Origin of the sequence: Lamprobacter sp. (assembly GCF_034860625.1) — a bacterium.
In the GTDB taxonomy this organism is placed as follows: domain Bacteria; phylum Pseudomonadota; class Gammaproteobacteria; order Chromatiales; family Chromatiaceae; genus Lamprobacter.
The window spans coordinates 73180-96058 of the sequence record NZ_JAYESN010000007.1; the positions used below are offsets into that span (position 1 = coordinate 73180).

Sequence of the window (22879 nt, forward strand, 5' to 3'; positions counted from 1 at the left end):
GTTCTGTAGACGAGGGGTGCGGAAACTGTACCATGGAGGCTTTTGCCCGAAGCAAGAGCCGCCCAGTGCCAGAGCCAAGACCTATGCCCGCCATCCGCATCCCGGTTCCACCGATTGGCTGCCTGACAGTCGCGACTCGGCTTACTGGCTGCACGCTTGGGTCTCGACCATGACCGACCGGCGCGCTGCCTATCAGTCCCTGGCTGCCGATGATCGCCGCATCCTGCGCGCGCTCTCGGTGGTCTGCGAGCCGATCAGCCAGACCAGCCTGGGGCTCTTGCTCGATGCGCTGGGTTGGAAGGACCGCCGTGGTGCCCCGCTTAAAGAGCGGCTTGGCAAGGTTTGGCGTGAGCGTTTGCTCGCCGGCGGGCTGATCGAGCAGAAGCGCAACAATTTGACCTGCCATCCCGACCTGCTGGAGCCATTAACCCGCGAGACGCTCGCCGATGGCAGCTTCGATCTGCTTGTTGCGGCCGCCGAGAAGCTGGTGCCAACCGCGATGCGTAACGCTTGGGATCGGCCGAGCGAGGAGCGACGCTTCCGGTTGTTCCGCCTCGCGGTCTATCGCGGACGCGAGGATGACGTGCTGCGGTTGCTCTTGTTGCGCGTCGGTGAGCCCCTCGCCCAGGTTCGCTACCGACAGGTGGAGACCTTGGCAATCATCTGTACCCGCTCGGCTGATCCCGCCTGGCTGGAGACCTTGCCGGCGCGGCTGAAGGTGCTGGCGCTGGCGCCGATGCTGCGTGAAGCAGCGCTGGATCTCAATGCCAAGCCAAGTTCTTACCAGCTGATGGAGCGTTTGCTTGCGCCCCTGGTGCCGGATTACCCCGATGCCGCTGATGCGCTCGCCGAACAACGCCTGCTGCGAGGGCAGTTGAGCCCTGTTGCAGAACTGCTGACGGGGCGTGAGCAACCGCAGGCTCTGATGCTGGCTGGCTGGCGCTCGATGTTGCAGGGAGCCTATCCGGCGGCCATCGAAGACTTCGAGGCCGCGCTGCAGTTGGAGCGCCGCCGCACCCGGAAGCGCAATCTCTACGTTCCTGGTATCCCTGGCATCCTATACTTGCTGGCGTTGTTGCAGCGTGGCGCGCCAGCGGATCTGGAGCAGGTTCGCCATCAGGTGGCCATCTGTCTAAAGGCCAGTGTTACCGACCTGCTCGAGCCTGTTTTTCGTCTGCTCGACGACTTGGCGGCAGTGCTTGCCGGCGAGGCCAATGTCGCCGAGAGCGCTTGGCTCTTGCAGAGTATGGCGCCGCGTGGGCCTTTCCCGGGGCTGTTCCAAGCGCTCTGTCTCTACTGGCTTGGCAAGCGGCCCGTGGGCGAAAGCCTGGTAGCGCTTCGCCACAATGCCGCAGAAGCGGCCCGCGCGGGTCTCGACTGGTATGCCCGTGAGGCAGTGGCCTTGCTCCAGCGATTTGGTGTCGAAGATGCGCTGCCAGCGCTGGCCGAGCCGCCGTCCGGACAGCGGCTGCTGACCGATCTCCTTGCACCCAAGCCGACCTGGGAGATCGCGCTCGAGGCGCTCAAGGGCCTGGGTGAGCAACGTGAGACGGGGACTGACCGGGTCGGCCAGCGGCAGGATGCCGACCGTCGTATGGCTTGGCTATTGACCTTGTACGACAGCGCAATCGCACTGCTCGAGCCGCGTGAGCAGAGGCGCACCAAGCGCGGCGGCTGGACCCAAGGACGTGCGGTTTCGCTCCAACGCCTGGCCGAGGAGCCGGAGCGCTTTCCTTATCTGACACAGCAGGATCGTGCCATTTGCGACGCGATCAAGCAGGACCAGCAGGCCGGTTGGTACGGTGGCTATGGACGCAGCAGCTACCAGATGGATCTTGATCAGGCGCTGTTAGCGGCGATTGGCCATCCCCTGGTGTTTCGTCCGAATGCGCCGGAGGCTCCCATCGAGCTGGTCCGTGGCGCGCCGGCGCTGAGCGTGATGCGTCGCGACCAGGACATCCTCGTCAGCCTTGAGCCTTACCCCTCGCAAGGGCGCCCCCTGTTGCCGGTGCAGGAAACCCCGCAGCGCGTCCGCGTAATCCTGTTCGATGCCGGCCATCTTGAGATCGCGCGCATTCTGGGGCCTGAGGGGCTGGTGATCCCGAGCACGGGCGAGAAGGCGTTGGTGGACAGCTTGACTGCGGTGGCGCCGATGCTCACTGTGCACTCCGATATCGGCGGCGGTGACAGCCAGGCCGAAGCGATCCAGGCCGATGTCCGCCCCCACCTGCATCTGACGCCCTGCGATGAAGGCCTCAGGATCGATCTGTTCATCCATCCCTTTGGTGAGTTTGGACCACAGCTACGTCCTGGCCTTGGCCGTGCGAGTCTGTTTACCGAGCACGAGGGGCAGCCGCTGCGCTGTCGCCGCAACCTGCAGGCGGAGAGAGAGGCCGCTCAGGCCGTCATTGCGGCTTGCCCCGCATTGAGTTTAGCGCTGGATTCAGCGATCGATGCAGGTCTCGGCGCAAGGTTGGGGCTAGAGCCCGAGGCCGGTGAAGACTGGGGCGACGAGCAGGACTGGATCTGGAATCTGCCCGATCCAGCCGAGGCCCTAGCGGCGCTGGAGCAGCTGCATGCGCTGGGCGACCAAGTGCAGTTGGATTGGCCCCGGGGACGGCGGGTCGCCCTGAGCAAAGAGATCGGCCTGAGCCGTCTGCAGGTGAAGGTGCGGCAGAAGAAAGACTGGTTCGATGTTGCCGGCGAACTGCAGCTCGACGACGGGCGGGTGCTGGCCATGCGCGAGCTGGTTGAACGTGTCGCCTCTGCGCAGGGTCGCTATGTGCGCCTCGGCGAGGGCGATTTCCTGGTGCTGAGCAGCGCCTTGCGCCGGCGCCTGCAGGGCCTCGCGAGCCTGGTTGACGATGGTCGCTTCCATCCGCTGGCGGCACCGGCGGTGCACGAGCTGATCGATGGCATGCAGGTCGAGGCCAGCCAAGAATGGCTTGCACTGCTCGATCGGTTGGCGCAGATCGAGGCCTTCGAGCCCGAACTGCCATCGACCTTGCAGGCCGAGCTGCGCGACTATCAGCTGGAAGGTTTCCGCTGGCTGGCGCGGCTGGCGCATTGGGGGGCAGGGGCCTGTCTCGCCGATGATATGGGGCTCGGCAAGACCATTCAGGCGTTGGCCCTGATCCTGACCCGGGCGCCGCAAGGTCCCACCCTGGTGCTGGCACCAACCTCGGTCTGCGGTAACTGGCTCGACGAGGCAGAGCGCTTTGCGCCGACCCTGCGCCCGCTGCGTTTCGGCGACGGCGATCGCGCTGCGATGCTTGATGCCGCTGGTCCTTTTGATCTCATCGTCTGCAGCTACGGGCTACTGCAGACTGAGCGCGAGCGCCTGAGCCAGGTCGACTGGCAGACCATCGTTGCCGACGAGGCCCAGGCGTTCAAGAACGCGATGACCAAACGCTCGCAGGCCATCATGGCGCTCAAGGGCGATTTTCGCATGATCACCACGGGTACCCCGATCGAGAACCATCTCGGTGAGCTGTGGAACCTGTTCCGCTTCATCAATCCTGGGCTACTGGGCTCGTTGCAGCGCTTCAACCAGCGCTTTGCGATACCGATTGAGCAGGATAAGGATCAGGGCGCGCGGCAGCGCCTTCGACAGTTGCTGAAGCCGTTCATCCTGCGCCGGCTAAAGACGGATGTGCTTGCTGAGCTGCCACCGCGCACCGAGATCAACCTGCAGCTCGAGCTCAGCGCCGGCGAGATGGCCCTCTACGAGGCCTTGCGCCGAGAGGCCATGGAACGCCTGGATAGCGAGGGCAGCAAGGCCGCCCCGGGCCACAAGCGGCTGCTGCTGCTCGCCGAGATCATGCGCCTGCGCCGTGTCTGTTGCCATCCGCGCCTGGCGTTACCGGATACCGAGCTGCCCAGCGCTAAGCTTGAGGCCTTTGCCGAGATCGTCGACGAGCTGTTGGATAACCGCCATAAGGCGCTGGTCTTCAGCCAGTTCGTCGACCATCTGAGCCTGATTCGCGAACATCTGGATCGGCGCCAGATTCGCTATCAGTATTTAGACGGCTCGACCCCGGAGCCGCAGCGTCGTGCAGCGGTGGATGCCTTTCAGGCCGGGGAGGGCGATCTCTTCCTGATCAGCCTCCGGGCCGGTGGTGCTGGCTTGAATCTGACCGCAGCCGACTATGTGATCCACATGGACCCCTGGTGGAACCCAGCGGTTGAGGACCAGGCATCGGATCGCGCACACCGCATCGGCCAGGAGCGGCCGGTGACCGTCTATCGGCTGGTCGCCAAGGACACCATCGAGGAGCGCATCCTGAAGCTGCACGCAAGCAAGCGCGATCTGGCCGATGGACTGCTGAGCGGTGCTGACGATGGCGGCAAGCTCAGTTATGAGCAGATGTTGGCGCTGGTGCAGGCATGAGCTGAGAAAGCTGACATCCCGCCGCCTAGAGACTGTCCAGGGAAGGCCGTCTCTTAGGATGCAGGGCTTGCGAAGAAGGCCTCGAGGTCGTCGAGGGCTTTGGTGCGGCGCATTGGTGGCAGACTGTTGAGGAAGATCCGCCCGTAGCTGCGGCTGTGCAGACGTGGATCGCAGACCACGAGCAGGCCGCGATCCTGGGGATCGCGAATCAGCCGGCCAGCGCCCTGTTTCAGCGCGATCACCGCTTGCGGGAGTTGAAAGTCCCGAAACGGATTGCCGCCTTGGCGCCTCAGCGCATCAGCTCGAGCCTGCAAGATGGGGTCAGCCGGCGAGCTGAATGGCAGCTTATCGATGATCACGCAGGAGAGTGCTTCGCCGCGTACATCAACGCCCTCCCAGAAGCTGGAGGTGCCGAGCAGCACGGCGTTGCCAAGCTCACGAAAGCGCTCGATCAGCTCGGCGCGCGGCGCGCTACCCTGGACGAGCAGCGGATAGTCGAGACGCGATTGAAGTTGGCTAGCGGCCTCGCACAGCGCGCGATGGCTGGTGAAGAGCAGGAAGGCACGGCCTTGACTGTAGCTGAGCACGGCGCGCGCGACCTCGATCACCCGTGCGTTGTAACCGGGATGGGATGGCTCAGGCATGCCATCTGGGCAATAGAGCAGGGCCTGCTGCGGATAGTCGAAGGGGCTGTCCCATTGTGCGGTCTCGGCGTCCTCACAGCCGACGCGACTGGCGAAATGTGCAAATGAGCGCCCGACCGAGAGCGTTGCCGAGGTCAAGATCCAAGCCGCAGGGTGCTGATGGCGTTGCTGGCGGAACACCGCTGAGACATCGAGCGGGGTCTGGTGGAAACGAAAATTCCGCCCCTGAAGATCGAACCAGCGCACGCGGTTGGGCTCGCCGCCGAACGCGCTGCCGTTCTGGCGGCGCCCTGATTCAGGCGGCTCAAGCTGATGTTCGCGCTCGACGCGGCCTGCAGCCTTCGCCTGTCCCTGCTTGAGCCTGGGCTCATGCCGCTGTTCAGGTGACAGCTCATCGGCCAGCAGGTTATCCAGCCGAGCACGCATCGCCATCACCCGCGCGGCCGCCTGCTCGAGTCCACGCGAGCGTTCGGCAATCGGCTCCAGGGTGGCGGTGAGTGTTTCTAGGGCCTTGGCCAGCCTTTCGAGCGCAACTTGGACGCCCTGCGCCTCGGCAATCTGCTGCCAGGGGCCGCGGCGATCTTCATAGCCGAGGTCTTGACTTAGGCTGGCGCGCAGCTCGGCGACGGCTTGCTGCAGCGCGTCGCAAGCGAGCGGCAGGTCCGGCACGTCACCGGCATCGCGGCGGTCGCTCGCCGCGACATCGCGTGCCAGCTCCACGAGCTGGCGTGCGCTGATCGAGACGCCAAAGAAGTGGGCGGCGACCTCGGGCAGTTGGTGCGCCTCATCGATGATGAAGGCATCCGCAGCGGGCAAGACCTCGCCGAAGCCTTCGTCGCGCAGCGCGAGATCGGCGCAGAGCAGGTGATGATTGACCACGACTAGCTCCGCCGCCTGGGCGCGGCGGCGGGCTTCGAGCAGATGACAGTCATTAAAGACCGGGCAGTTTTGGCCCAGGCAGTTGTCGGCGGTTGAGGTGACCGCGGGCCAGACCGGGTCGTTCTCTGGGATCGGCAGCTCGGCGATGTCGCCTTGCTGGCTGTGGCGGCTCCAGTCGCGCACCTGCTGCAGATGCGCTCTGACCTCGCTGCGGTATCGCGTCGGCTCCTCGATCGCGAGCGCCAGTCGATAGCGACAGAGGTAGTTGCCGCGTCCCTTAAGCAGCGCGACCTGGATGGGCGCACCGAGCGCGGCGCGGATCAAGGGGATATCACGCTGAAACAGCTGATCCTGCAGGTTGCGGGTACCGGTGGAGATAACCGCTTTGCGTCCGCTCAACAGGGCCGGTACCAGGTAGGCGAAGGTTTTGCCGGTGCCGGTGCCAGCCTCGCAGATCAGGGCGCCGCCGCGCTCTAGGATCTCGGCAACAGATTGCGCCATCGCCTGCTGTTGCGGGCGCGGATGAAAGTGCTGTAGCCGCTCGGCGAGCGGCCCATCCACCGCCAGAGCTAGCTGGACGGCCTGCTGAACCGGTCCCGCGCGGTCCGACCGGCGCTGATCCATCGATGCTGGCATCTGGTGGTAGGGCGGCGGCCCCGTATCAGCCGCCCGCGGCTCTGCGTTCCGCCTCGACGGCGCCCTCAATATCGCCAGACTGGCGACGGGCAGTGGCGATGATCTCCCAATTGTTGGTCTTGAGCGCTGGTGCATCGCCGGTGAGCGCGTTGGAGCGTGTCGCCAGTTTAGCCGCGGAATCGCTCATCCCCTGTTCCAGCCGAATTCGGGCGAGCCGGTTCCACAGATAGGCCTCTTGCGGTTGGATACGCAATGCGCGCTCTAGGGTGGCGGCGGCGCCGCCGGCATCGCCCGCTTGGCGCTGCTGCTCGGCGCGCTGTGCCAGCGATGCTACCGCTGGCGGCATGTTGCTGGGCGTCAGGCCTGCGGGCTGTGCCGCGCTCGCGACCTCGGGTGCTGGTGGGGCTGAGGTGGGCTCGGGCTCAGGCTCGGCTGTTCGCACAGGCTCGCTTGGCGGCGGCGTGACGGCTTCGGACTGCGTCGTCTGCGATGGCGTTGAAGCCGGTGGGCTCATCTCTGTTTGTTGGCTGGCGACAGGCGGGGTTTCTGGCGCGCGTTCTCTGCTCCTCGGTGCTTGGGCGGGTGTCTGTGGTGCCTTGGGTGCTGGTGCAGCAACTTGCGGTCCTGGCGCCTGCGCCGGTGAGGCGGTCGTCGATGGCGCAGAAGGCGGGGTCGACGGGCTGCTCGTCGGCGCGGGCTCAGCGGGTGGATCGCTGATGGTTTCCGGGGGCTGGTAGGCATAGACCCGGGTCGGTGCGGGTGCTGGTGGCGCTTGCGGTTTGGACTCGACTGCGGCTGGGGGCTGCGGCTCAGCGGGCGCCTGAGGTGCCTCTTGCCGGTCGACAATGGGCGCTGGCGGCCCACTGCGTTCCATCGATGCGCAGGCCGTAAGCAGAGGCGGTAAGAGCATCAGCAAGGCGAGGTGCTTAAACATGGTCAGTTGCCGTAAAAATCGCTCATGAAAGGATTGTTCTGTCGCGCCTCCGCGCGTTCGCGGCGCGGCGGCGGTATGGGCTCGGGCTTGTCCGCAGGCTCACCCTGAGCGAGCTTGGGCGCTTCAGCGTCTTCGCGCTTGGGCGTGGAGCGATTGTTGCCGCCGCTACCACCACAGGCCGCGCCGCCGCTGGCATAGCCGCGGCTGAAGGGGATGTCACTGCTTCCGCAGGCGCTGGCGATCTCGATCGTATCCGGGGCGGCATCGCTCAGTGGCTCGCTGCTGATCTCAGCCATGATGTCACCCCAAAGGCGCAAAGCGCCGCTGGAGCCGCTCAGGCCCATCGGCTGATTATCGTCGCGACCGACCCAGACCACGAGCACCCGATCGCCGCTGAAACCGGCGAACCAGCTGTCACGCATGTCGTTCGTGGTGCCAGTCTTGCCGGCAACCTTGAGCCAGTCCGGTAAGCGCTGCTTGAGCCAGGTTGCGGTGCCTTGCTCGACCACCTGGCGCATCGCCCATTGGGTCAGATAGGCGGCATCGCTGCTGACCACGGGCTCGACTGCTAGTGGGTAGCGGTTGAGCGGCTGGCCGGAGGCATCGAGCACCTCGCGGATGGCACGCAATGGGGCGCGAAAGCCACCGGCAGCAATGGTTTGATAGACCTGTGTGAGCTCGATCGGCGGCAGGGAGGCGGAGCCGAGCAGCATGGCCGGCACCTGGCTGACCGGACGGACCGCGCCAAGCTTTCTGAGCATCGCCGCGACCTCACCGACACCGACCTGCAGTCCGAGATTCACGGTCGCTAGGTTGTAGGACTTGGCCAACGCCTGATACAGGGGCACCGTGCCATGTACACGATGATCGTAGTTCTTCGGACTCCAGAGCTTGCCGCCGATGCGCAGGCTGATCGGCTTGTCGGCAATCGGGCTGACTAGCGAGAAGCGTTCGGGCTGTGCCAAGGCGGCAAGGTAGATCACCGGCTTGATCGCCGAGCCGATGGAGCGAACGGCATCCAGCGCGCGATTAAAGCCAGCATAGTCAGTATTGCGTCCGCCGACGATCGCCAACACCTCGCCTTGTGCAACCGAGGTGACGACGGCGGCGGTTTCGAGGGTGCCGGTCGGCAGTCGCCGCTGTTGATCTAGTTTGGGCATGCGCTCGCGGATCGCCGCCTCGGTCTGGCTCTGGATCAGAGGGTCCAGGGTGGTGAAGATGCTGAGCCCCTCGGAGCGCAGGTCTGCTTCACGATAATCACGCTGAAGCTGACGGCGCACCAGCTGGATGAAGGCTGGGTACTCGCCGGCGGGTTTAGCGCCGCCGTCTTTGATACCGAGCGGTGCCTGCTTCGCCGCCTCGACCTCGTCAGTGCTGATGACCTGATGATAGGCCATGACATCCAGGACCAGGTTGCGACGCTCGGTTGCCCGCTCTGGATTGCGACGCGGGTTGAACTCGCCCGGCCCTTTAAGGATGCCGACCAGCAGCGCGATCTGCGACGGGTTTAGCTCATCGATATCGCGGTCGAAGTAGAACCGGCTGGCAAGCCCGAAGCCATGGATGCCACGGCTGCCATCCTGGCCGAGGTAGACCTCGTTGGCGTAGGCGGTGAGGATTTCGTCCTTCGAATAGCGCTGGTCCAGCAGCACCGCCATATAGGCCTCCTTGAGCTTGCGCTCGAGGGTTCGCTCCTGGGTCAGGTAAAAGTTCTTCACCAGCTGTTGGGTCAAGGTGCTGGCGCCCTGCACGGTGCGGCCCGCCATCAGGTTCTCGTAGGCAGCGCGGGCGATGCCCTTGGGGTCGATTCCCGGATGCTTGAAGAAGCTGCGGTCCTCGACCGCGAGCAGGGTTTTGACGAGGAGCGGCGGCAACTGCTGGCGCCGCAGGAGTACGCGATCCTCGTTATGGGTCGGGTAGATGCTCGCGATCAGCGCGGGATCGAGCCGCACCAAGGCAAGGTCGCGATCGTTGTTTCCCGAGCGCATCTCGATGACTAGACCATCGACGATATGCACATCGACCCGCTGCTCCACTTCGGCGCCATCCCAAAACTGGAATGGCCGGGTGCGAATCCGCACATGATCGCCACTGACATCGAAGCTGCCGGCGCGCTCGAGCCTACTGCTGCGGCGGTACTTGAGCCGCTCAAGCTCGCCAACGAGTGCCTCTTGCGCGATGGGGCGACCGACATAGAGCTCCAAGGGGCGGGCATAGACCCGAGCGGGCAGTGCCCAACGCTTGCCCTCGAATTTCTCGCGCACAACCTTGTCGAGCTGGACGCCGTAGAGGCCCAACGCCAGCGCCACGCCGATGAGCAGGAGCAGGAGGGAGCTGAAGAAGAAGGCCCAGAGGCCGAGCCCGCGGCGACGGCGCGGCCGGCCGCGCTTGGGCGAGGGGGCGGTAATCTTGGCTTTGGCCACTAAGCGTGTTTCCTGGATCAGAGCGTTCCGGCGGCTAAATTCGACCGTTAATCATCCCATTGCAGGCGTTTGGTCACAAGCGCGACCAGGCCGTTCCCGTGCCGTTGCCGGCGCTGAGTCTCATGCTGTTGTGCGTGTCGAGCCAGAAGCGGCGCTTCGCGTGGCTGTCTGTGCTGCTCTCGCGCAGAGCCTGCGCGGCTCGGCTAGCCCAGGCGGCTGCCTGTGCCCGCCGTACGTCACTGCTTGATGCCGATGCCGCGACGCAACAGGCTCAGGCTGTAATAGCCGAGTACCGCGATAAAGGTGGCGATGATCAAGAAGGCATAGCCAATCGGAATATCGCTGACCCCGAGTAGGCCATAGCGAAAGGCGTTGATCATGTACAGGATCGGATTTACCAGCGACAGGGTTTGCCAAGGCTGCGGCAGCAGGTCGATCGAATAGAAGACGCCGCCTAGATAGGTCAGTGGCGCCAGCACGAAGGTCGGCACGATCGAGATGTCGTCGAAGCTGTTGGCGAAGACCGCGTTGATGAAACCGCCGAGCGCAAACAGGATGGCTGTGAGCAGCAGGATCAACAGGGTCACGGCGACATTGTGGATGCTGAAGCTAGTAAAGAGCGCCGCGACGATCATGACCAGGATACCGACCGTGAGGCCGCGCGCCACGCCGCCGGCCACATAGCCAGCAAGGATGACCCAGTTCGGCGCCGGCGAGACCAGTAACTCTTCGATATAGCGTGAGAACTTGCTGCTGTAGAACGAGGAGACCACATTGCTGTAGGCATTGGTGATCACCGCCATCAGCACCAGTCCGGGCACGATGAAGTCGATATAGGGGATGCCCTCCATCGGGCCGATGCGATCGCCGATCAGACGGCCGAAGATGACGAAGTAGAGCGTGGTGGTGATCGCCGAAGGCAGGATGGTCTGCACCCAGATGCGCGAAAAGCGGACCACTTCCTTACTGAACAGGGTGGCGAAGGTGATCTGGTAGCGACGCCAGCGGTTGTGATCGATGATCGGCCCTTTGCCGCCGGTGATCGGCTCATTGCGACCGGTGATTGGGCTCATGCTGTCGCCCCGCGGCTGGCTTCGACCCGATCAAGGAACAGCTTTTCGAGCCGGTTTTGTTTGTTGCGCAGGCTCAAGACCTCGATGCCGTTGCGCGACAGTGCCTCGAACAGGCCATTGATGGTGTGCTCGCGGCTGATTTGCACCTCGAGCGTGCTCTCGTCGATGTGCTCGAGCACGAAGCCGCCGAGCTGCGGGAGCTCGCGCACCCGTCCCTTCAGGTTGAGCACAAAGGTCTCCGTGTCGAGCTCACCGAGCAGGGTGGCGATATCGGTGCGGGATTGAATGCGTCCATGGTCGATGATGGCGATGTTGCGGCAGAGACTCTCGGCCTCTTCTAGGTAATGGGTGGTGAGGATGATGCTGGTGCCCTCGGCGTTGATCTCGCGCATGAAGCCCCACATGGTGCGTCGAATCTCGATATCGACCCCGGCGGTGGGCTCATCGAGGATCACCAGTCGCGGGCGGTGGACCAGGGCCCTGGCGATCATCGCGCGCCGTTTCATGCCGCCGGAGAGTCGGCGCATCTCGGTCTCGCGGCGGTCCCAGAGATCGAGCTTGCGCAGCAGCATCTCGGCGCGGCTGCGGGCCTCCTTGCGCGGCACACCAAAATAGCCCGCCTGATTCAATACGACCTCGATCACCGGTAGAAAGAGGTTGAAATTAAATTCTTGCGGGACGACGCCGATGTTGGCCCGCACCGCCTCGGGCTCGCGGTCGAGATCATGACCGAAGACCTCGACGCGGCCGCTGCTCTTGCGCACCAGCGAGGTGACGATGCCGATCAGCGTCGATTTGCCGGCGCCATTGGGGCCAAGCAGGGCAAAAAAATCCCCTGTTTCGACGGTCAGGTCGACGTCCTTCAGGGCCTGGAGGCCGTTGGCATAGGTCTTACTGAGCTGCTGGACGCTGAGTGCGGACATACGGTGAGGGCTGCGTGCAAAGCTTCCTAAGCTAGCACGTTCAGTACAGCTGGTGGCAAGGCGGTGAGCAACGACAGCCTCCTGGTTCAGAAAAAGGTGCACAAAAAAAGACCGCAACAAAAGGCGTGCTAAGCGGGCTGTCTGGGCCTACGCTTCGAGGCCGGCTCAAGTCTGAGAAGCAGAGGGTCGCGTGAGGCGGTGTAGAAACAGCCGATCAATCCCCCGTAGAAGAGCAGGGCGGCGACAGGGATCGCATTCAGGCTCCACATCCAGGCGACCGCTGCGGCGGAGAGGCCGAGGCTGCTCATGTAGCCGGCGAGCTGCGGCCGCGCGACGGGTCGGCTCAGGCGCCAAGTCACCAAGCTCAGCGCGGCGAGCAAGATGATGCCTTTCACCAGTACCATGGTACGCACCAGTGCGGCCAGCTCGGCATCTTGCTGCAGGCGTTCGGGTGCCGGCCCTGCGAGTGCGAGCATCAGGAGTGCGCCAACAGCCAAACCGCTGAAGACGCTGAGCAGCACAGCGGCGCGAGCGGCGAGAGGTGCGATCGAGCCAGCCAGGGCATCGCCCGTTAGGGCTTCATTGGCGTGGGGCGGTGCACTGGCTTCAAGCGGTGTGGACTGCGAAACTGATGGACTGGAAAAACTGTCTGGGGCATAGCGTGCCATCTTTTGGTCCTCCGAAGGGGCGCTGCAGGAATGCCATGGCCAGCAGGCCATCGCAATGGAGAGCAATCCAAGATTAAAACAAGACCAGGGTTGAGCATGCTTATAGAACGAAGAACCCTGCATGGCCAGGCCGATGGCGGGGCGGTCGGTCAGCCTTATCGGTTGGCCGCATCGGTCGGCCTATAGAAAACGATATGACGATGAAGACAGAAGACCCGATGCTTCGTTACCTTGATCATCAGCAAGAGATCGATGCGCTGCTGCGTCGGTTCAAGCCGTTGCAACCGATCCGAGTCCGGGCTGGGGAAACCATCCCAGGGTCTTATTGGGGCGCCCCCGAAGCTGGGCTGATCGGTTCGATGATCTATCTGCGCGAGGATACCCCGGTACACTCGGCACTGCATGAGGCCGGGCACTTCGTCTGTATGGATGCCGCCCGCCGTGCGGCCTTGCAGACCGACGCCGGCGGTGATTTCGCCGAAGAAGATGCCGTTTGCTACCTCCAGGTGCTGATGGCGGAACAGCTTCCGGCTGTGGGGGCACAGCGCCTGTTTGCTGACATGGATGCCTGGGGCTACAGTTTTCGTTTTGGCAGTTCGGCGGCTTGGTTTGAGCAAGATGCCGATGAGGCTCGCGAATGGCTGTTGCGGCATCAGCTGATCGATGATGCCGGTTGTCCAAGCTGGTGCCTCCGCATCTAAGACGCGAGGCCTCTTGAAAGCAGATGGGAACCGCAGGTGGACACTGATAGGCTCTGATATAGCCATTAGTCCTGATTGCCAGACTCAGATATGACGCTAGCTTTCAGTTGGTGTGAATCAGATGTCTGAATATCAGGTGCGATGGCTATAGAAGACGCACGAGTTCCGAATCACTTCCGCTCAGGTACTGAGGACTGATCCGATGAAAAGCTCTTTGACGAATGGTTTGACGAAGCGCTGCTTGGCGTTACGCAGCTTGACGAAGCCCTGCTCGGCGATGCGCTTAACGGCTGCCGCGCTTGGCATCGGCTTGATGATGGCTGCGTTCGGTACCTCTGCCCAGCCGCCCCAGGGCGCGGCGGCTGGGCAGCCTCGACCTCCGCTCGCCGCTCTGCCGGGTGCTGATCCGATGCGCAACTTCGGCGCTGTGCGTCGCTGGGGTACCGGTCAGCCGCGGATGACGCAGGTGCAGACCGACGATGCCTACCTTCTGCTCATCGACCTGAATGCGCTCCCGCCTGAGAATGTGCAGGTGCAACCCGTTGGGCGGAGCCTATTCGTGCGCACCCACCGTGATGCGCGCACCCGCCGCTCAGAGACCTTTGGCGATGGTCGCGGCTATCGCGAGAGCTATCGCGTCTCGACCGGCAGTCGTACGCGCCGGCTGCCGGTGCCGCCCGATGGCGATCTCGCGGGCCTGACGCGCGAAGACAGTCCCGAGCAGGTGCGCATCCTCATTCCGCGCAGCCCAATGTCCGGTTGGCGCTAATCCGTTGGCGGCATGGCACATGCACGGCACGCCACAGCACGGCATGGCATGGCACGGCACGGCATGGCACGCCATGGCGGTCTAAGCTGAGCATCCCAAGCGGTAGCAGACGATGCGGGTCAAGCTGAGCACCCTGGGCTGTCGGCTTAACGAGGCCGAGCTGGCCGGTTGGTCACGTGAGCTCGAGGCGCGTGGCTGCCGCATCAGCGGTGAGGGCGATGCGGCCGATCTGCTGGTGGTGAACACCTGTGCTGTCACCGCAGAGGCGATGCGCAAGTCGCGCAAACTGCTACGGCGGCTGCAGCGCGAGTACCCGCGTGCCCGGTTAGTGGTGAGCGGCTGCGCGGTTTCGCTCAAGGACAGTCAGCTCGGTGAGCTGGGCATCGATCTGATGGTGCCTAACCAGGACAAGGATCGCTTGGTCTCGATCGCAGCGGAGACATTGGCACTGCCGCTGATGCCAGAGGCGGCGACTGAGCCAGGCGCAGCGGCCCTGTTTGCGCGCGGCCGGCAGCGCGCCTTCGTGAAGATCCAGGATGGCTGTCGCTATGAGTGCAGCTTTTGCATCACGACCCGCGCCCGCGGCGAGGAGCGCAGTCGGCCGATCGCTGAGATCTGCCGCGAGATCAACCAGCTCGTCGCCGATGGCATTCAGGAGGTGGTGCTGACCGGGGTGCATGCAGCTGGCTACGGCAGCGACTGCGGATCGAGCCTGAGCGCGCTGCTGGCCGCTGTCCTTCAAGACACGGATGCGGTGCGGGTGCGGCTCGGGTCGGTCGAGCCTTGGGATGTGCCGGAGCGATTCTGGCAGCTGTTCGACGATGCGCGCCTGATGCCCCATCTGCATCTGCCGCTGCAGAGCGGCGCCGACAGCGTCCTCAAACGCATGGCTCGGCGTTGCAAGACGGCAGCGTTTGCGCGTCTAGTCGAGCTGGCGCGGGGCGTACACCCCAACTTCAACATCACCACCGATATCATCGTCGGCTTCCCGGGCGAGACCGAGACCGAATGGGCGCAAACCCTCGCCTTCGTCGAGCAGACCGGCTTTGGCGGTCTGCATATCTTCAGCTATTCACCGCGCGCAGGCACCCGCGCTGCTGAGATGCCGGATCAGGTGCCAACGGCCGTGAAGCGGGCTCGGAGCCGCGAACTGCATGCGCTAGGGCAGCGTCTGAAGCGCGCCTGGCTGGAACGCCAGGTCGGCTCGGTGCAAGAGGTGCTGATCGAAGGCTGCGAGAGCGGGCAGCCCGCGGAAGCTTGGCTACAGATCGGCTATACGCCGGGCTACCTGTTAACGCGCCTCGCAACTGCTGGCATTGATCTCAGCAACCAGATCCTTCCGTTGCGCATCGATCGGGTCATCGATCCCGAAGAGGCCGATCCCATGCTTGAAGGTCAGCCAGTCAACTATGGCCCACAATGACGAAGCAGCTGTCTAGGTTGCCGTTTAGTTGCGGTTAAGTCGCCGCCTCAGTCGGACTTGAAGCCCGCCTCGCGATGGCTGGCATCGCAAAAGGGCTTATTCTTTGAGGCCCCACAGCGGCAGAGCGCGGTCTTGGTGCCCTGCCAGGCGACGCGCCCACTGGCTGCTTTGAGTGTGAGATTGCCCTCGATCTTGAGCGGTCCATCGGGGATCGCCTTGATCTTCAGCGGTCCACCCTTGGCCTCCAACCCAGGCCCGGCCTTGCCAATAGCGCCAAAGTCCTCAAAGCCGGCCTCGATGTGGCTGTTGTCGCAAAAGGGCTTATTCTTTGAGGCTCCGCAGCGGCAGAGCGCGGCACGAAAACGCACAGCTGGCATGTCTTCGGGTGCGCCCTCGATGTCTAGCTCGCCGGTCAGATAGAGCGGGCCGTTATAGACCACTTGACCGGTGTTCTCAGGTGCGGGCTGCTCGGGCGTGCCATCTTTGTCGATATAGCTCAGGGCGCCGCTCGGGCAGCGCTCGCAGACCTCGCGCACCTCGGCCTTGGACACCTCATCGGGTACGCACCAGGGCTCGCGTCCGCCCTCGAACAGGCTGTTGTCGGCATGGGTGCATTCGCCGATGTGAATACAGAGGCGCTGGTCCCAGTGCACATCGATCGCGTTGCCTTGGAATGGGTGGATCGTCTTGTCGCTCATGATTGTCTCCTGGCTGTTGCGGCCTTGTCGCGCAGTGGCTGGGTGTTGGCAATGAGTGGGGTCGGTCCATCCATTAATCGATATCGATCCAGACCGGACAGTGATCGGATGGGCGCTCCAGAGCACGGATGTCATAGTCGATATCCGCGTCGCGCAGCCGCTCGCGCACTGGCGCCGAGATCAAGATCAGGTCGATGCGCAGTCCATGCTTGGGCTCGCGCTCGAAGCCGCGCGAGCGATAATCGAACCAGCTGAAGCGGTCGTCGCGGTTTGGATGGACGCAACGGTAGGCATCGCTGAGGCCCCAATCCATCAGGGTCTGCAGCCATTCGCGCTCTTCGGGCAGGAAGCTGCATTTGCCAGTGCGCAGCCAGCGTTTGGCGTTGTCAGCGCCGATGCCGATGTCCGCATCCTGGGGGGCGACATTCATATCGCCCATCACCACCAGCGGTTGCGTCGGACTGAACTGATGGCGGAGATACGCGGTGAGATCGGCATAAAACTTCTGCTTGCCAGGAAACTTGATCGGGTGCGCACGGCTCTCGCCCTGCGGGAAATAGCCGTTGATAACCGCAAGTTCGCTGCCGTCGCTGAGGTTGTAATAGCCCGTAATGGCCCGTCGTTGCGCGTCTGAGCCATCCTCCGGAAACCCCTTGACGATCCTCAGTGGATCACGCTTGCTGAGCAGCGCGACACCGTAATGGCCCTTTTGGCCATGATAGGCGGCGTGCCAACCGAGCGCGTTGATGGCCTCGGTCGGGAAGCTGTCATCGGCGACCTTCGACTCCTGAATGCCGATCACATCTGGATCATGCCGCGCCTGCAGCGCCTCGAGCTGGTGTGGACGGCTGCGGATGCCGTTGACATTAAATGAGATCAGTCGGGTCATACGAATTCCTGAATCAGGTCAAGGGGCTGTTGCCGGTGACCTCGTAGGTCTCGCGGATGCCCATCTCGCGCCCGTGCTCGTAGGCTTTGCCCCAAGGGAGATGGGCCTGATCTCGGGCCGCCTCGTAGCAATCCGGGTCAAGTGCAGCATTGGCCTCCGCCCCGTAGCCTAGCGCCTGCAGCGCCGCAATCATGCCATTGGCGTAGCCGCGGTTGTACCAGAGCTGTGAGTCGTCCTGGCGATCGAGATAGCCTTCGGACTCGTCGGCCAGCTCACGGGCCAGCTCGAGCAGACGGATGATCAGCGGGTCTTCAGATCTCTGGGTCATCATACAATTCGGCAGACCAGCCCAACTCGCGGGCCTGTTGGATAGCGGCGTCATAGATGCGGCGATGGCGCTCGCGCAGATCCTCCGGTAGACGTGAGACGAGGTGACCATAGGGATGCCAGGCCTTGCTGACCTGGTCGTAGAGGGCCTCAACGCGCGATACCGCCCAGCCTTTGCAAGTCTCGCCCTCCGGGATCAGGCCAAAAACCTGAGCATCACGGATAATCGTTCCGGTTGGCGTCATGCCACCATAACTGTCGGCGTCAAGGCCGACATAGGTCTTGTCTCGATTCAACATAAGCTACCCTAGTCAAGCAACGCGCAGGAGCAGCTGGCTGCCGCTCAATTGCCAAGGAGGTCCTTGTGCCCCGTCAAGATACCACTGTCGACCTGATTCGCCACGGTGAGCCGCTGGGCGGTCGGATGATCCGCGGGCAGGGGGTCGATCACCCGCTCAGCGCGCGCGGTTGGCAGCAGATGCGCGCCGCTGTCGGCGAGCATGGGCCTTGGGATCAGATTCTCAGCTCGCCCTTGGCCCGCGCGCGCGAATTCGCCTGCGAGCTGGCGGCGCGACTCGGCCGCCCGCTGGCGGTTGAGCCGGAACTGCGCGAGATTGCCATGGGGGCCTGGGAAGGGCGGCGCCCAAGCGAGCTCGCAGAGCAAGAGCCCGACATCTTCACCGCCTTCCGGCGCGACCCCGTCGCCAACCGACCGCCAGGTGGTGAACGGCTCGACGCCCTGCAGGCGCGTATCGGCCGCGCCTACGATCGCCAGATCGCGGTCTACCCAGGACGGCACCTGATCATCGTCTGCCACGCCGGCGTCAGCCGGGCCATTGTCGGCCACGTCCTCGACGCCGACCCTCAGCACTGGTCTCGCATCCGCATCGACTACGCTGGCCTGACCCGAATACGGCATGATCCTGATGGCATTAGTCTCGAGTTCGTCAATGCTCAGCGACTGCGGACTTGGCGGCATCCCTAAGATTGGCACTTGATGCTGGCCCCTGATGCGGCCCTCTAGAAAGCGTCCTCAACAGGATCTGAACAGGCCAAAAGACACCCTTAAAGACCCTTGGGACGCATCCTGCAACGGCTCTCTGAAGCGGCTGTAGAGGAGGTGCTGCGCTCACAGCTAGCCAGTGCCCACAAGGGCTTAGCAGCCCCTCGCAATGATCGTACCGAGCCCAAAGGGGAAGACGCTGTGAGCGACAATCGGGAAATGGCATCAACGCATTGGCCTAAAAGGCCGAGGATGCTATAGTTATGGGCTACTCCTCGCAAGCATAGCGAAGAGCGGCCTCGGAGAGGTGCCGGAGTGGCCGAACGGGCCTGACTCGAAATCAGGTGTACGCGCGAGCGTACCGTGGGTTCGAATCCCACCCTCTCCGCCAACACTGCCGAGAAAGTCTAGCAAAGTCAGGCAGTTGTAATTCACAGGTTTCAGCAGTCCACCTTTCAGTCCACCTCTGCGACAACGGTAGGTTATCGACCCATAGATGGATGTAATGGGTTTTACCTTCGTGATCGGGTAGAGCGCGCGAGACCTCGGCTTCGTGTGCATTGGCTTAAACTACTCAGGCGATCCTATGTTTTTTTGCTTATAAAATAATCGATTACAAGGATTTTCTAGAAAAACTTGATGCGCCTCTGCGATGTGGAATTTTTAAGTCATTGATTTATATTAGTTTTAAATTTTACACGTATTGCGTTGATTTTTTGAAATTCTTTATATTTTAAATACATGGCATGGCCTGAGTAGTTGCCTAGAGTTCAAATGCCTCACTCAGTCTCAAAGACCTCGGCCTCAGCGGTGAGCAGGTCTGCGAGTTACCGCGCGGGGCGCTCGCTGCGCGCCTAGCCGTGAAAGCCAAGCTCGATGAAGCCGAGGCCCAGGCGCGTGACTATGGCGGTCCCCTGATCGAGCGCCATGGGCTCAAGGATGCGCGCCTTTGCGGTGGTCGCGCTTGGGATGGAGCGGGTGCTTGCGGGCACTCTGAGCAGAAGCGTGCCAGCGCCCGCCTGATCAACGGTGAGACTGTGATAGCCATCCAGCCTGATCGCCGACAGAAATGACGATAGTCGAACAGCAGAGCATTGAGCCGCAGGTCCGCGAGTCAGGGCAAACGGCTATATGCCCAGGCATATCGTACTCGCAACAGGCGACGCCTTATGCACTTCCCCTACGGCCTCAGCGATTTTGGCACCCTGCGCGGGCGTTGGCTGCCCACAACCGGGTGCTCGCCCGAGGTCCAGGAGGTCGTGTGCGCCCTGGGTCAGCAGGGTGAAATGCATCGACCCATCAGGGCGCCAGCACAAAGGCGAGATCAATGAGCAGGATCGTGGTGACGGCACCGATCATGGTATCGGTCGCGGCCTGGCTGACGCCGGCTACGTCACGCCCGGCGGCGATGCCGTTGGCGGTGGCGACCAAGGCGATCACGAGCGCGAAGATCAGGGGCTTGCCGAGCGCTTCGAGCAGATCGCTCGGCGACAAAGCTTGGCGCAGCGCCTCGTTGAAGAGGTAGAGCGGAACATCGGCGACCACCAACAGCCAGAGCAGTGCTGCGCTCAGCGCCACCAGCGTGCCCCAGACACTGAGCGCAAAGGACATCGCAAGCATGGCCGGCAGCACCGGCCCGGTGGTGAATTGGATGGGATTCATGCCGCTCACCAACAGTCCATCGACCTTGCCACTGGCGATCAGGGTGGCCTGGCGGGCGGCAAGCGCCACGCCAGCGCGGCCGGCAACCAAGACGCCGACCAGCAGTGGGATCAGTTCCATCACCACCGCGTAGATCACTGGCACCAGGATGAGCCTGGGTAGATCGATCTCGGCGAGCAGCCGCGCGGCCTGATGGCCGAGGATGACACCAGCGGCGACGGCAATTAGCGTCAGCGCCGGCAGCACCGAGAGTCCCGCCTGGCGCAATGCGCGCGCGAGCGCTGGTAGATCAAGCTGCGCGCGGCCTAGCAGGATGTTGAGGTAGAGCTGCAAGCAGAGCAGGAGCGTGACCGCCGCCAGGCCCAGGCGCTCGAGTGCGTTCAGGCGGGCGCGCACCGCCGGCTGCTGGTGTCTGTTGGGCCATGCTCGTCCACTGCGGCTTCGACCGAAGCGCCTCGCACCGAGGTCGGAAAAGCTTAGTCGCATCTTGCGCTGTCGCGGCTAACGCTCACGCCAGATCGTGGTGTAGAGATCATGTCGCCGATCCTTGAGGTTTTGCACGGTGCCGGAGTTACGCGCCTCGCGCAGCGCCTTGAGCCCGAGATCGGCAAAGGCGACGGTCTCGACGTTCGGCGTGGTATCGGCGGCGATGCCATCGCGCGCAAACGGGAAGTCGCAGGGGGTGAGGATGCAGCTCTGCGCATACTGGATGTCCATGTTGGCGACATTCGGCAGATTGCCGCAGTTGCCGGACATCACCACATAGCACTGATTCTCAACCGCGCGCGCCTGGCTGCAATAGCGTACCCGCAGATAGGACTGGCGCTCATCGGTGCAGAAGGGGACGAAGATGATATTCGCGCCCTGGTCGACCAGATGCCGTGCCAGCTCCGGGAATTCGGCGTCGTAGCAGATCAGCACACCGATGGGGCCACAGTCGGTATTGATCGCCGCCAGCTCATGGCCGCCTTCGATGTTCCACCAATAGACCTCGTTCGGGGTTGGATGGATCTTCGCCTGCTCGTGCACCTCGCCGCTGCGCAGACAGATGTAGCAGATGTTCTCGACCCGGCCGTTATCCATCTTGGTCGGATGCGAGCCGCCGATGATGTTGATGTTGTAGCGCATCGCCATCTCGCGCAGCGCCTCTTTGATCGGTGCGGTGTAGCGCGTTAAAGCCTCGATGGCCTCGGCCGGTGAGAGCTCCTGATCCTCCATCGACAGCAGCTGCAACGAGAACAGCTCGGGGAAGACGCAGAAGTCGGCGCGATAGTCCGAGGTCACATCGACGAAGTAGCGCAGCATGTCCAAGAATTCGTCGAAGGACTTAACCCGCCGCTGCTGGTACTGGACGGTCGCGACCCGCACCGTATCCATCAGCCGGCCGCCGTAATGCTTGGCGCGTGCTTCCTCTTTTTCATCGGGCGCCTGTGGATTGCGCCACAGCAGATGGATGCCGTAGCCGCGCGACTGCCGGTCTTCCGGCCAGTAGCCAGGCAGCAGGCCGATGACTTGGAAGTCGTTGCGCAGCTGGAAGGTCAGGACCGGATCACGCTCGCGGCCCTCGACCACCGCATCGACATAGGCCTGAGGGCTGTCATAGGCGTCCTGCTCCCGCGTCAATGCGGCATCGAGGGTCGGCAGCCGACCGCCATAGATGATGCCCTTGAGCGCCTGCGACTGGACCAGCTTCTTGCGCTCGTCATAGAGCCGTTGGCCGATCCGTAGACCGCGATACTCGGGATCGACGCAGACCTCCATGCCATAGAGATAGTCGCCATCCGGATCATGGCGAGAGGCATAACCGCTGCCGGTGATCCAGTTCCAGCCGTGTGGCTTCAGCGCGATCTCGCCACTGACCAGGAAGCTGGAGCAGAAGCCAATGAGTCGGCTGCCATCGTCGTCCTGGTACTCGGCGACGAATTGGCCTTCCGGGAACTTGTTGATCTGTCCACGCAGCATCGCCGCGCTGTAGCTGCTCACGCCGCTGCCGGCATAGGCACGCTCGAACAGGGCGCGAATGGCGGACACGTCACGCGGGCTGGCGTTGCGCAGATGCAGTTGGGCGAGGCTGTCGGCGGTGTCGTTCATGCGGTCGGATGCTGATGGAGGCAGGGCAGGCTCAATGCTTAGAACAATACCATCATGTGGCCGTTGACTTCTCCTGCTTGCCGCGCCGCTGTCGGCCGTTTGCCTTCTGATGATGGCCCGCCAGCAGTCCTGCCCTGGTCATCACACGGGAGCAGGTTGATGGAGGCCTTATGAGGCGGATTCGACTATGCTCTATGCACTATGTACTTTCTCAATCGGAGACGAGCCAATGACGCCCCAAGCAGAACGGAAACCAAGTATCAGCTTTGAAGACTGGCTCGAAGGCGAGCGTGCCAGCCTCGATGAGCGAACTGAATACGTCGACGGTGAGATCTTCGCGATGAGCGGCGGCACCGCCGAGCATCACGCGATTCTCAGTAATATCAACCGAGAGCTGAGTATCCAAATGAAGGGCCGTCCCTGCTGGGTCTACGCCAGCGGGATGAAACTGCGCATCCAGCATGCGGACGCCGGCAAGTATCCGGATCTGATGGCGCTTTGTGGCGAGCAGGCGTTTCAGGATGGCCGTCGCGATCTGTTGCTCAATCCAAGCCTGATCGGTGAGGTCCTGTCCGACTCCACCGAGGGCTACGACCGCGGCGAGAAATTTGCGCTCTATCGTCGTATTCCTTCATTACAGGAGTACCTGCTGGTCTCGCAGCACCGGGTGCTGGTCGAACGTTACAATCGGGGCGCCGATGGGCGCTGGATACTCAGCAGCTTCGAGGATCTCGCCGATCAGGTCG

General features: G+C 63.1%; 19 protein-coding genes and 1 tRNA gene. 8 read left to right on the forward strand and 12 right to left on the reverse strand.

Annotated elements, in window-relative coordinates:
* Positions 1 to 16: 16 nt before the first annotated feature.
* Positions 17 to 4390, forward strand: coding sequence for a DEAD/DEAH box helicase (locus VBE63_RS03420; RefSeq protein ID WP_323681590.1), 4374 nt, complete (start codon positions 17 to 19; stop codon positions 4388 to 4390).
* A gap of 53 nt (positions 4391 to 4443) precedes the next feature.
* Here the strand turns inward: VBE63_RS03420 and VBE63_RS03425 are convergent, their stop codons facing one another.
* The 6 genes from VBE63_RS03425 to VBE63_RS03450 all read right to left on the reverse strand — a co-directional run bounded on the left by VBE63_RS03425 (position 4444) and on the right by VBE63_RS03450 (position 12570).
* Positions 4444 to 6537, reverse strand: coding sequence for an ATP-dependent DNA helicase (locus VBE63_RS03425; RefSeq protein ID WP_323681591.1), 2094 nt, complete (start codon positions 6535 to 6537; stop codon positions 4444 to 4446).
* A 37-nt stretch (positions 6538 to 6574) separates the two neighbouring features.
* A complete protein-coding gene (locus VBE63_RS03430; RefSeq protein WP_323681592.1) occupies positions 6575 to 7483 on the reverse strand; it encodes a tetratricopeptide repeat protein in 909 nt (302 codons plus the stop codon).
* Between the two features lie 2 nt (positions 7484 to 7485).
* On the reverse strand, positions 7486 to 9906 hold the full coding sequence (gene mrcB, locus VBE63_RS03435; protein WP_323681593.1) for a penicillin-binding protein 1B: 2421 nt from the start codon (positions 9904 to 9906) through the stop codon (positions 7486 to 7488).
* Between the two features lie 236 nt (positions 9907 to 10142).
* Positions 10143 to 10979 carry an ABC transporter permease gene (locus VBE63_RS03440; RefSeq protein ID WP_323681594.1) on the reverse strand — a complete coding sequence of 279 codons (837 nt, stop codon included), beginning with the start codon at positions 10977 to 10979 and terminating at the stop codon, positions 10143 to 10145.
* Entirely contained in the window at positions 10976 to 11902 is a 927-nt protein-coding gene (locus VBE63_RS03445; protein ID WP_323681595.1) for an ABC transporter ATP-binding protein, read from the reverse strand. Before VBE63_RS03445 ends, VBE63_RS03440 begins: the two co-directional genes overlap by 4 nt.
* A 128-nt stretch (positions 11903 to 12030) precedes the next feature.
* The gene (locus tag VBE63_RS03450; RefSeq protein WP_323681596.1) at positions 12031 to 12570 is read right to left on the reverse strand and encodes a hypothetical protein; all 540 of its coding nucleotides are present in this window, start codon (positions 12568 to 12570) and stop codon (positions 12031 to 12033) included.
* Between the two features lie 194 nt (positions 12571 to 12764).
* Here VBE63_RS03450 and VBE63_RS03455 point away from each other — a divergent pair, with 194 nt between their 5' ends.
* The 3 genes from VBE63_RS03455 to mtaB all read left to right on the forward strand — a co-directional run bounded on the left by VBE63_RS03455 (position 12765) and on the right by mtaB (position 15463).
* On the forward strand, positions 12765 to 13271 hold the full coding sequence (locus VBE63_RS03455) for a hypothetical protein (RefSeq protein ID WP_323681597.1): 507 nt from the start codon (positions 12765 to 12767) through the stop codon (positions 13269 to 13271).
* A 256-nt stretch (positions 13272 to 13527) separates the two neighbouring features.
* On the forward strand, positions 13528 to 14040 hold the full coding sequence (locus VBE63_RS03460) for an Hsp20/alpha crystallin family protein (protein ID WP_323681598.1): 513 nt from the start codon (positions 13528 to 13530) through the stop codon (positions 14038 to 14040).
* Between the two features lie 112 nt (positions 14041 to 14152).
* Positions 14153 to 15463 carry a tRNA (N(6)-L-threonylcarbamoyladenosine(37)-C(2))-methylthiotransferase MtaB gene (gene mtaB / locus VBE63_RS03465; protein ID WP_323681599.1) on the forward strand — a complete coding sequence of 437 codons (1311 nt, stop codon included), beginning with the start codon at positions 14153 to 14155 and terminating at the stop codon, positions 15461 to 15463.
* A gap of 47 nt (positions 15464 to 15510) precedes the next feature.
* Here the strand turns inward: mtaB and VBE63_RS03470 are convergent, their stop codons facing one another.
* The 4 genes from VBE63_RS03470 to VBE63_RS03485 form a co-directional block, all read right to left on the reverse strand.
* Positions 15511 to 16161 (reverse strand): CDGSH iron-sulfur domain-containing protein, encoded by a 651-nt coding sequence (locus VBE63_RS03470; RefSeq protein ID WP_323681600.1) that lies wholly within the window; start codon positions 16159 to 16161, stop codon positions 15511 to 15513.
* 73 nt (positions 16162 to 16234) lie between these two features.
* Positions 16235 to 17050 (reverse strand): exodeoxyribonuclease III, encoded by an 816-nt coding sequence (gene xthA, locus VBE63_RS03475; protein ID WP_323681601.1) that lies wholly within the window; start codon positions 17048 to 17050, stop codon positions 16235 to 16237.
* Positions 17051 to 17063: 13 nt separating this feature from the next.
* A complete protein-coding gene (locus tag VBE63_RS03480) occupies positions 17064 to 17381 on the reverse strand; it encodes a hypothetical protein (RefSeq protein ID WP_323681602.1) in 318 nt (105 codons plus the stop codon).
* Positions 17362 to 17676, reverse strand: coding sequence for a hypothetical protein (locus VBE63_RS03485; RefSeq protein WP_323681603.1), 315 nt, complete (start codon positions 17674 to 17676; stop codon positions 17362 to 17364). The genes VBE63_RS03480 and VBE63_RS03485 overlap by 20 nt, the downstream gene beginning before the upstream one ends.
* 65 nt (positions 17677 to 17741) lie before the next feature.
* On the opposite strand from VBE63_RS03485, the gene VBE63_RS03490 reads away from it, so the two are divergent.
* From VBE63_RS03490 to VBE63_RS03500, 3 genes are all read left to right on the forward strand, one after another.
* On the forward strand, positions 17742 to 18362 hold the full coding sequence (locus VBE63_RS03490) for a histidine phosphatase family protein (RefSeq protein ID WP_323681604.1): 621 nt from the start codon (positions 17742 to 17744) through the stop codon (positions 18360 to 18362).
* Between the two features lie 319 nt (positions 18363 to 18681).
* Positions 18682 to 18771, forward strand: a tRNA-Ser gene (locus VBE63_RS03495).
* 469 nt (positions 18772 to 19240) lie between these two features.
* Entirely contained in the window at positions 19241 to 19453 is a 213-nt protein-coding gene (locus VBE63_RS03500; protein WP_323681605.1) for a hypothetical protein, read from the forward strand.
* A 226-nt stretch (positions 19454 to 19679) separates the two neighbouring features.
* On the opposite strand, the gene VBE63_RS03505 is transcribed toward VBE63_RS03500, so the two are convergent.
* On the reverse strand, positions 19680 to 20438 hold the full coding sequence (locus VBE63_RS03505) for an ABC transporter permease (protein ID WP_323681606.1): 759 nt from the start codon (positions 20436 to 20438) through the stop codon (positions 19680 to 19682).
* Positions 20439 to 20543: 105 nt separating this feature from the next.
* Complete coding sequence (locus VBE63_RS03510; protein WP_323681607.1) at positions 20544 to 22133, reverse strand: GNAT family N-acetyltransferase; 1590 nt, start codon at positions 22131 to 22133, stop codon at positions 20544 to 20546.
* 229 nt (positions 22134 to 22362) lie between these two features.
* Between VBE63_RS03510 and VBE63_RS03515 the strand changes: the two genes are divergently transcribed.
* On the forward strand, positions 22363 to 22879 hold a 517-nt coding region (locus tag VBE63_RS03515; RefSeq protein WP_323681608.1), incomplete at its 3' end, for a Uma2 family endonuclease.

Bases quoted from the DNA above. Each gene is read 5' to 3' on its own strand.
- VBE63_RS03470 (WP_323681600.1), bottom strand. From the start codon at position 16,161: ATGAGCGACAAGACGATCCACCCATTCCAAGGCAACGCGATCGATGTG.
- VBE63_RS03445 (WP_323681595.1), bottom strand. From the start codon at position 11,902: ATGTCCGCACTCAGCGTCCAGCAGCTCAGTAAGACCTATGCCAACGGC.
- VBE63_RS03510 (WP_323681607.1), bottom strand. From the start codon at position 22,133: ATGAACGACACCGCCGACAGCCTCGCCCAACTGCATCTGCGCAACGCC.
- VBE63_RS03440 (WP_323681594.1), bottom strand. From the start codon at position 10,979: ATGAGCCCAATCACCGGTCGCAATGAGCCGATCACCGGCGGCAAAGGG.
- VBE63_RS03480 (WP_323681602.1), bottom strand. From the start codon at position 17,381: ATGATGACCCAGAGATCTGAAGACCCGCTGATCATCCGTCTGCTCGAG.
- VBE63_RS03485 (WP_323681603.1), bottom strand. From the start codon at position 17,676: ATGTTGAATCGAGACAAGACCTATGTCGGCCTTGACGCCGACAGTTAT.
- xthA (WP_323681601.1), bottom strand. From the start codon at position 17,050: ATGACCCGACTGATCTCATTTAATGTCAACGGCATCCGCAGCCGTCCA.
- VBE63_RS03425 (WP_323681591.1), bottom strand. From the start codon at position 6,537: ATGGATCAGCGCCGGTCGGACCGCGCGGGACCGGTTCAGCAGGCCGTC.
- VBE63_RS03450 (WP_323681596.1), bottom strand. From the start codon at position 12,570: ATGGCACGCTATGCCCCAGACAGTTTTTCCAGTCCATCAGTTTCGCAG.
- VBE63_RS03430 (WP_323681592.1), bottom strand. From the start codon at position 7,483: ATGTTTAAGCACCTCGCCTTGCTGATGCTCTTACCGCCTCTGCTTACG.
- VBE63_RS03455 (WP_323681597.1), top strand. From the start codon at position 12,765: ATGACGATGAAGACAGAAGACCCGATGCTTCGTTACCTTGATCATCAG.
- mtaB (WP_323681599.1), top strand. From the start codon at position 14,153: ATGCGGGTCAAGCTGAGCACCCTGGGCTGTCGGCTTAACGAGGCCGAG.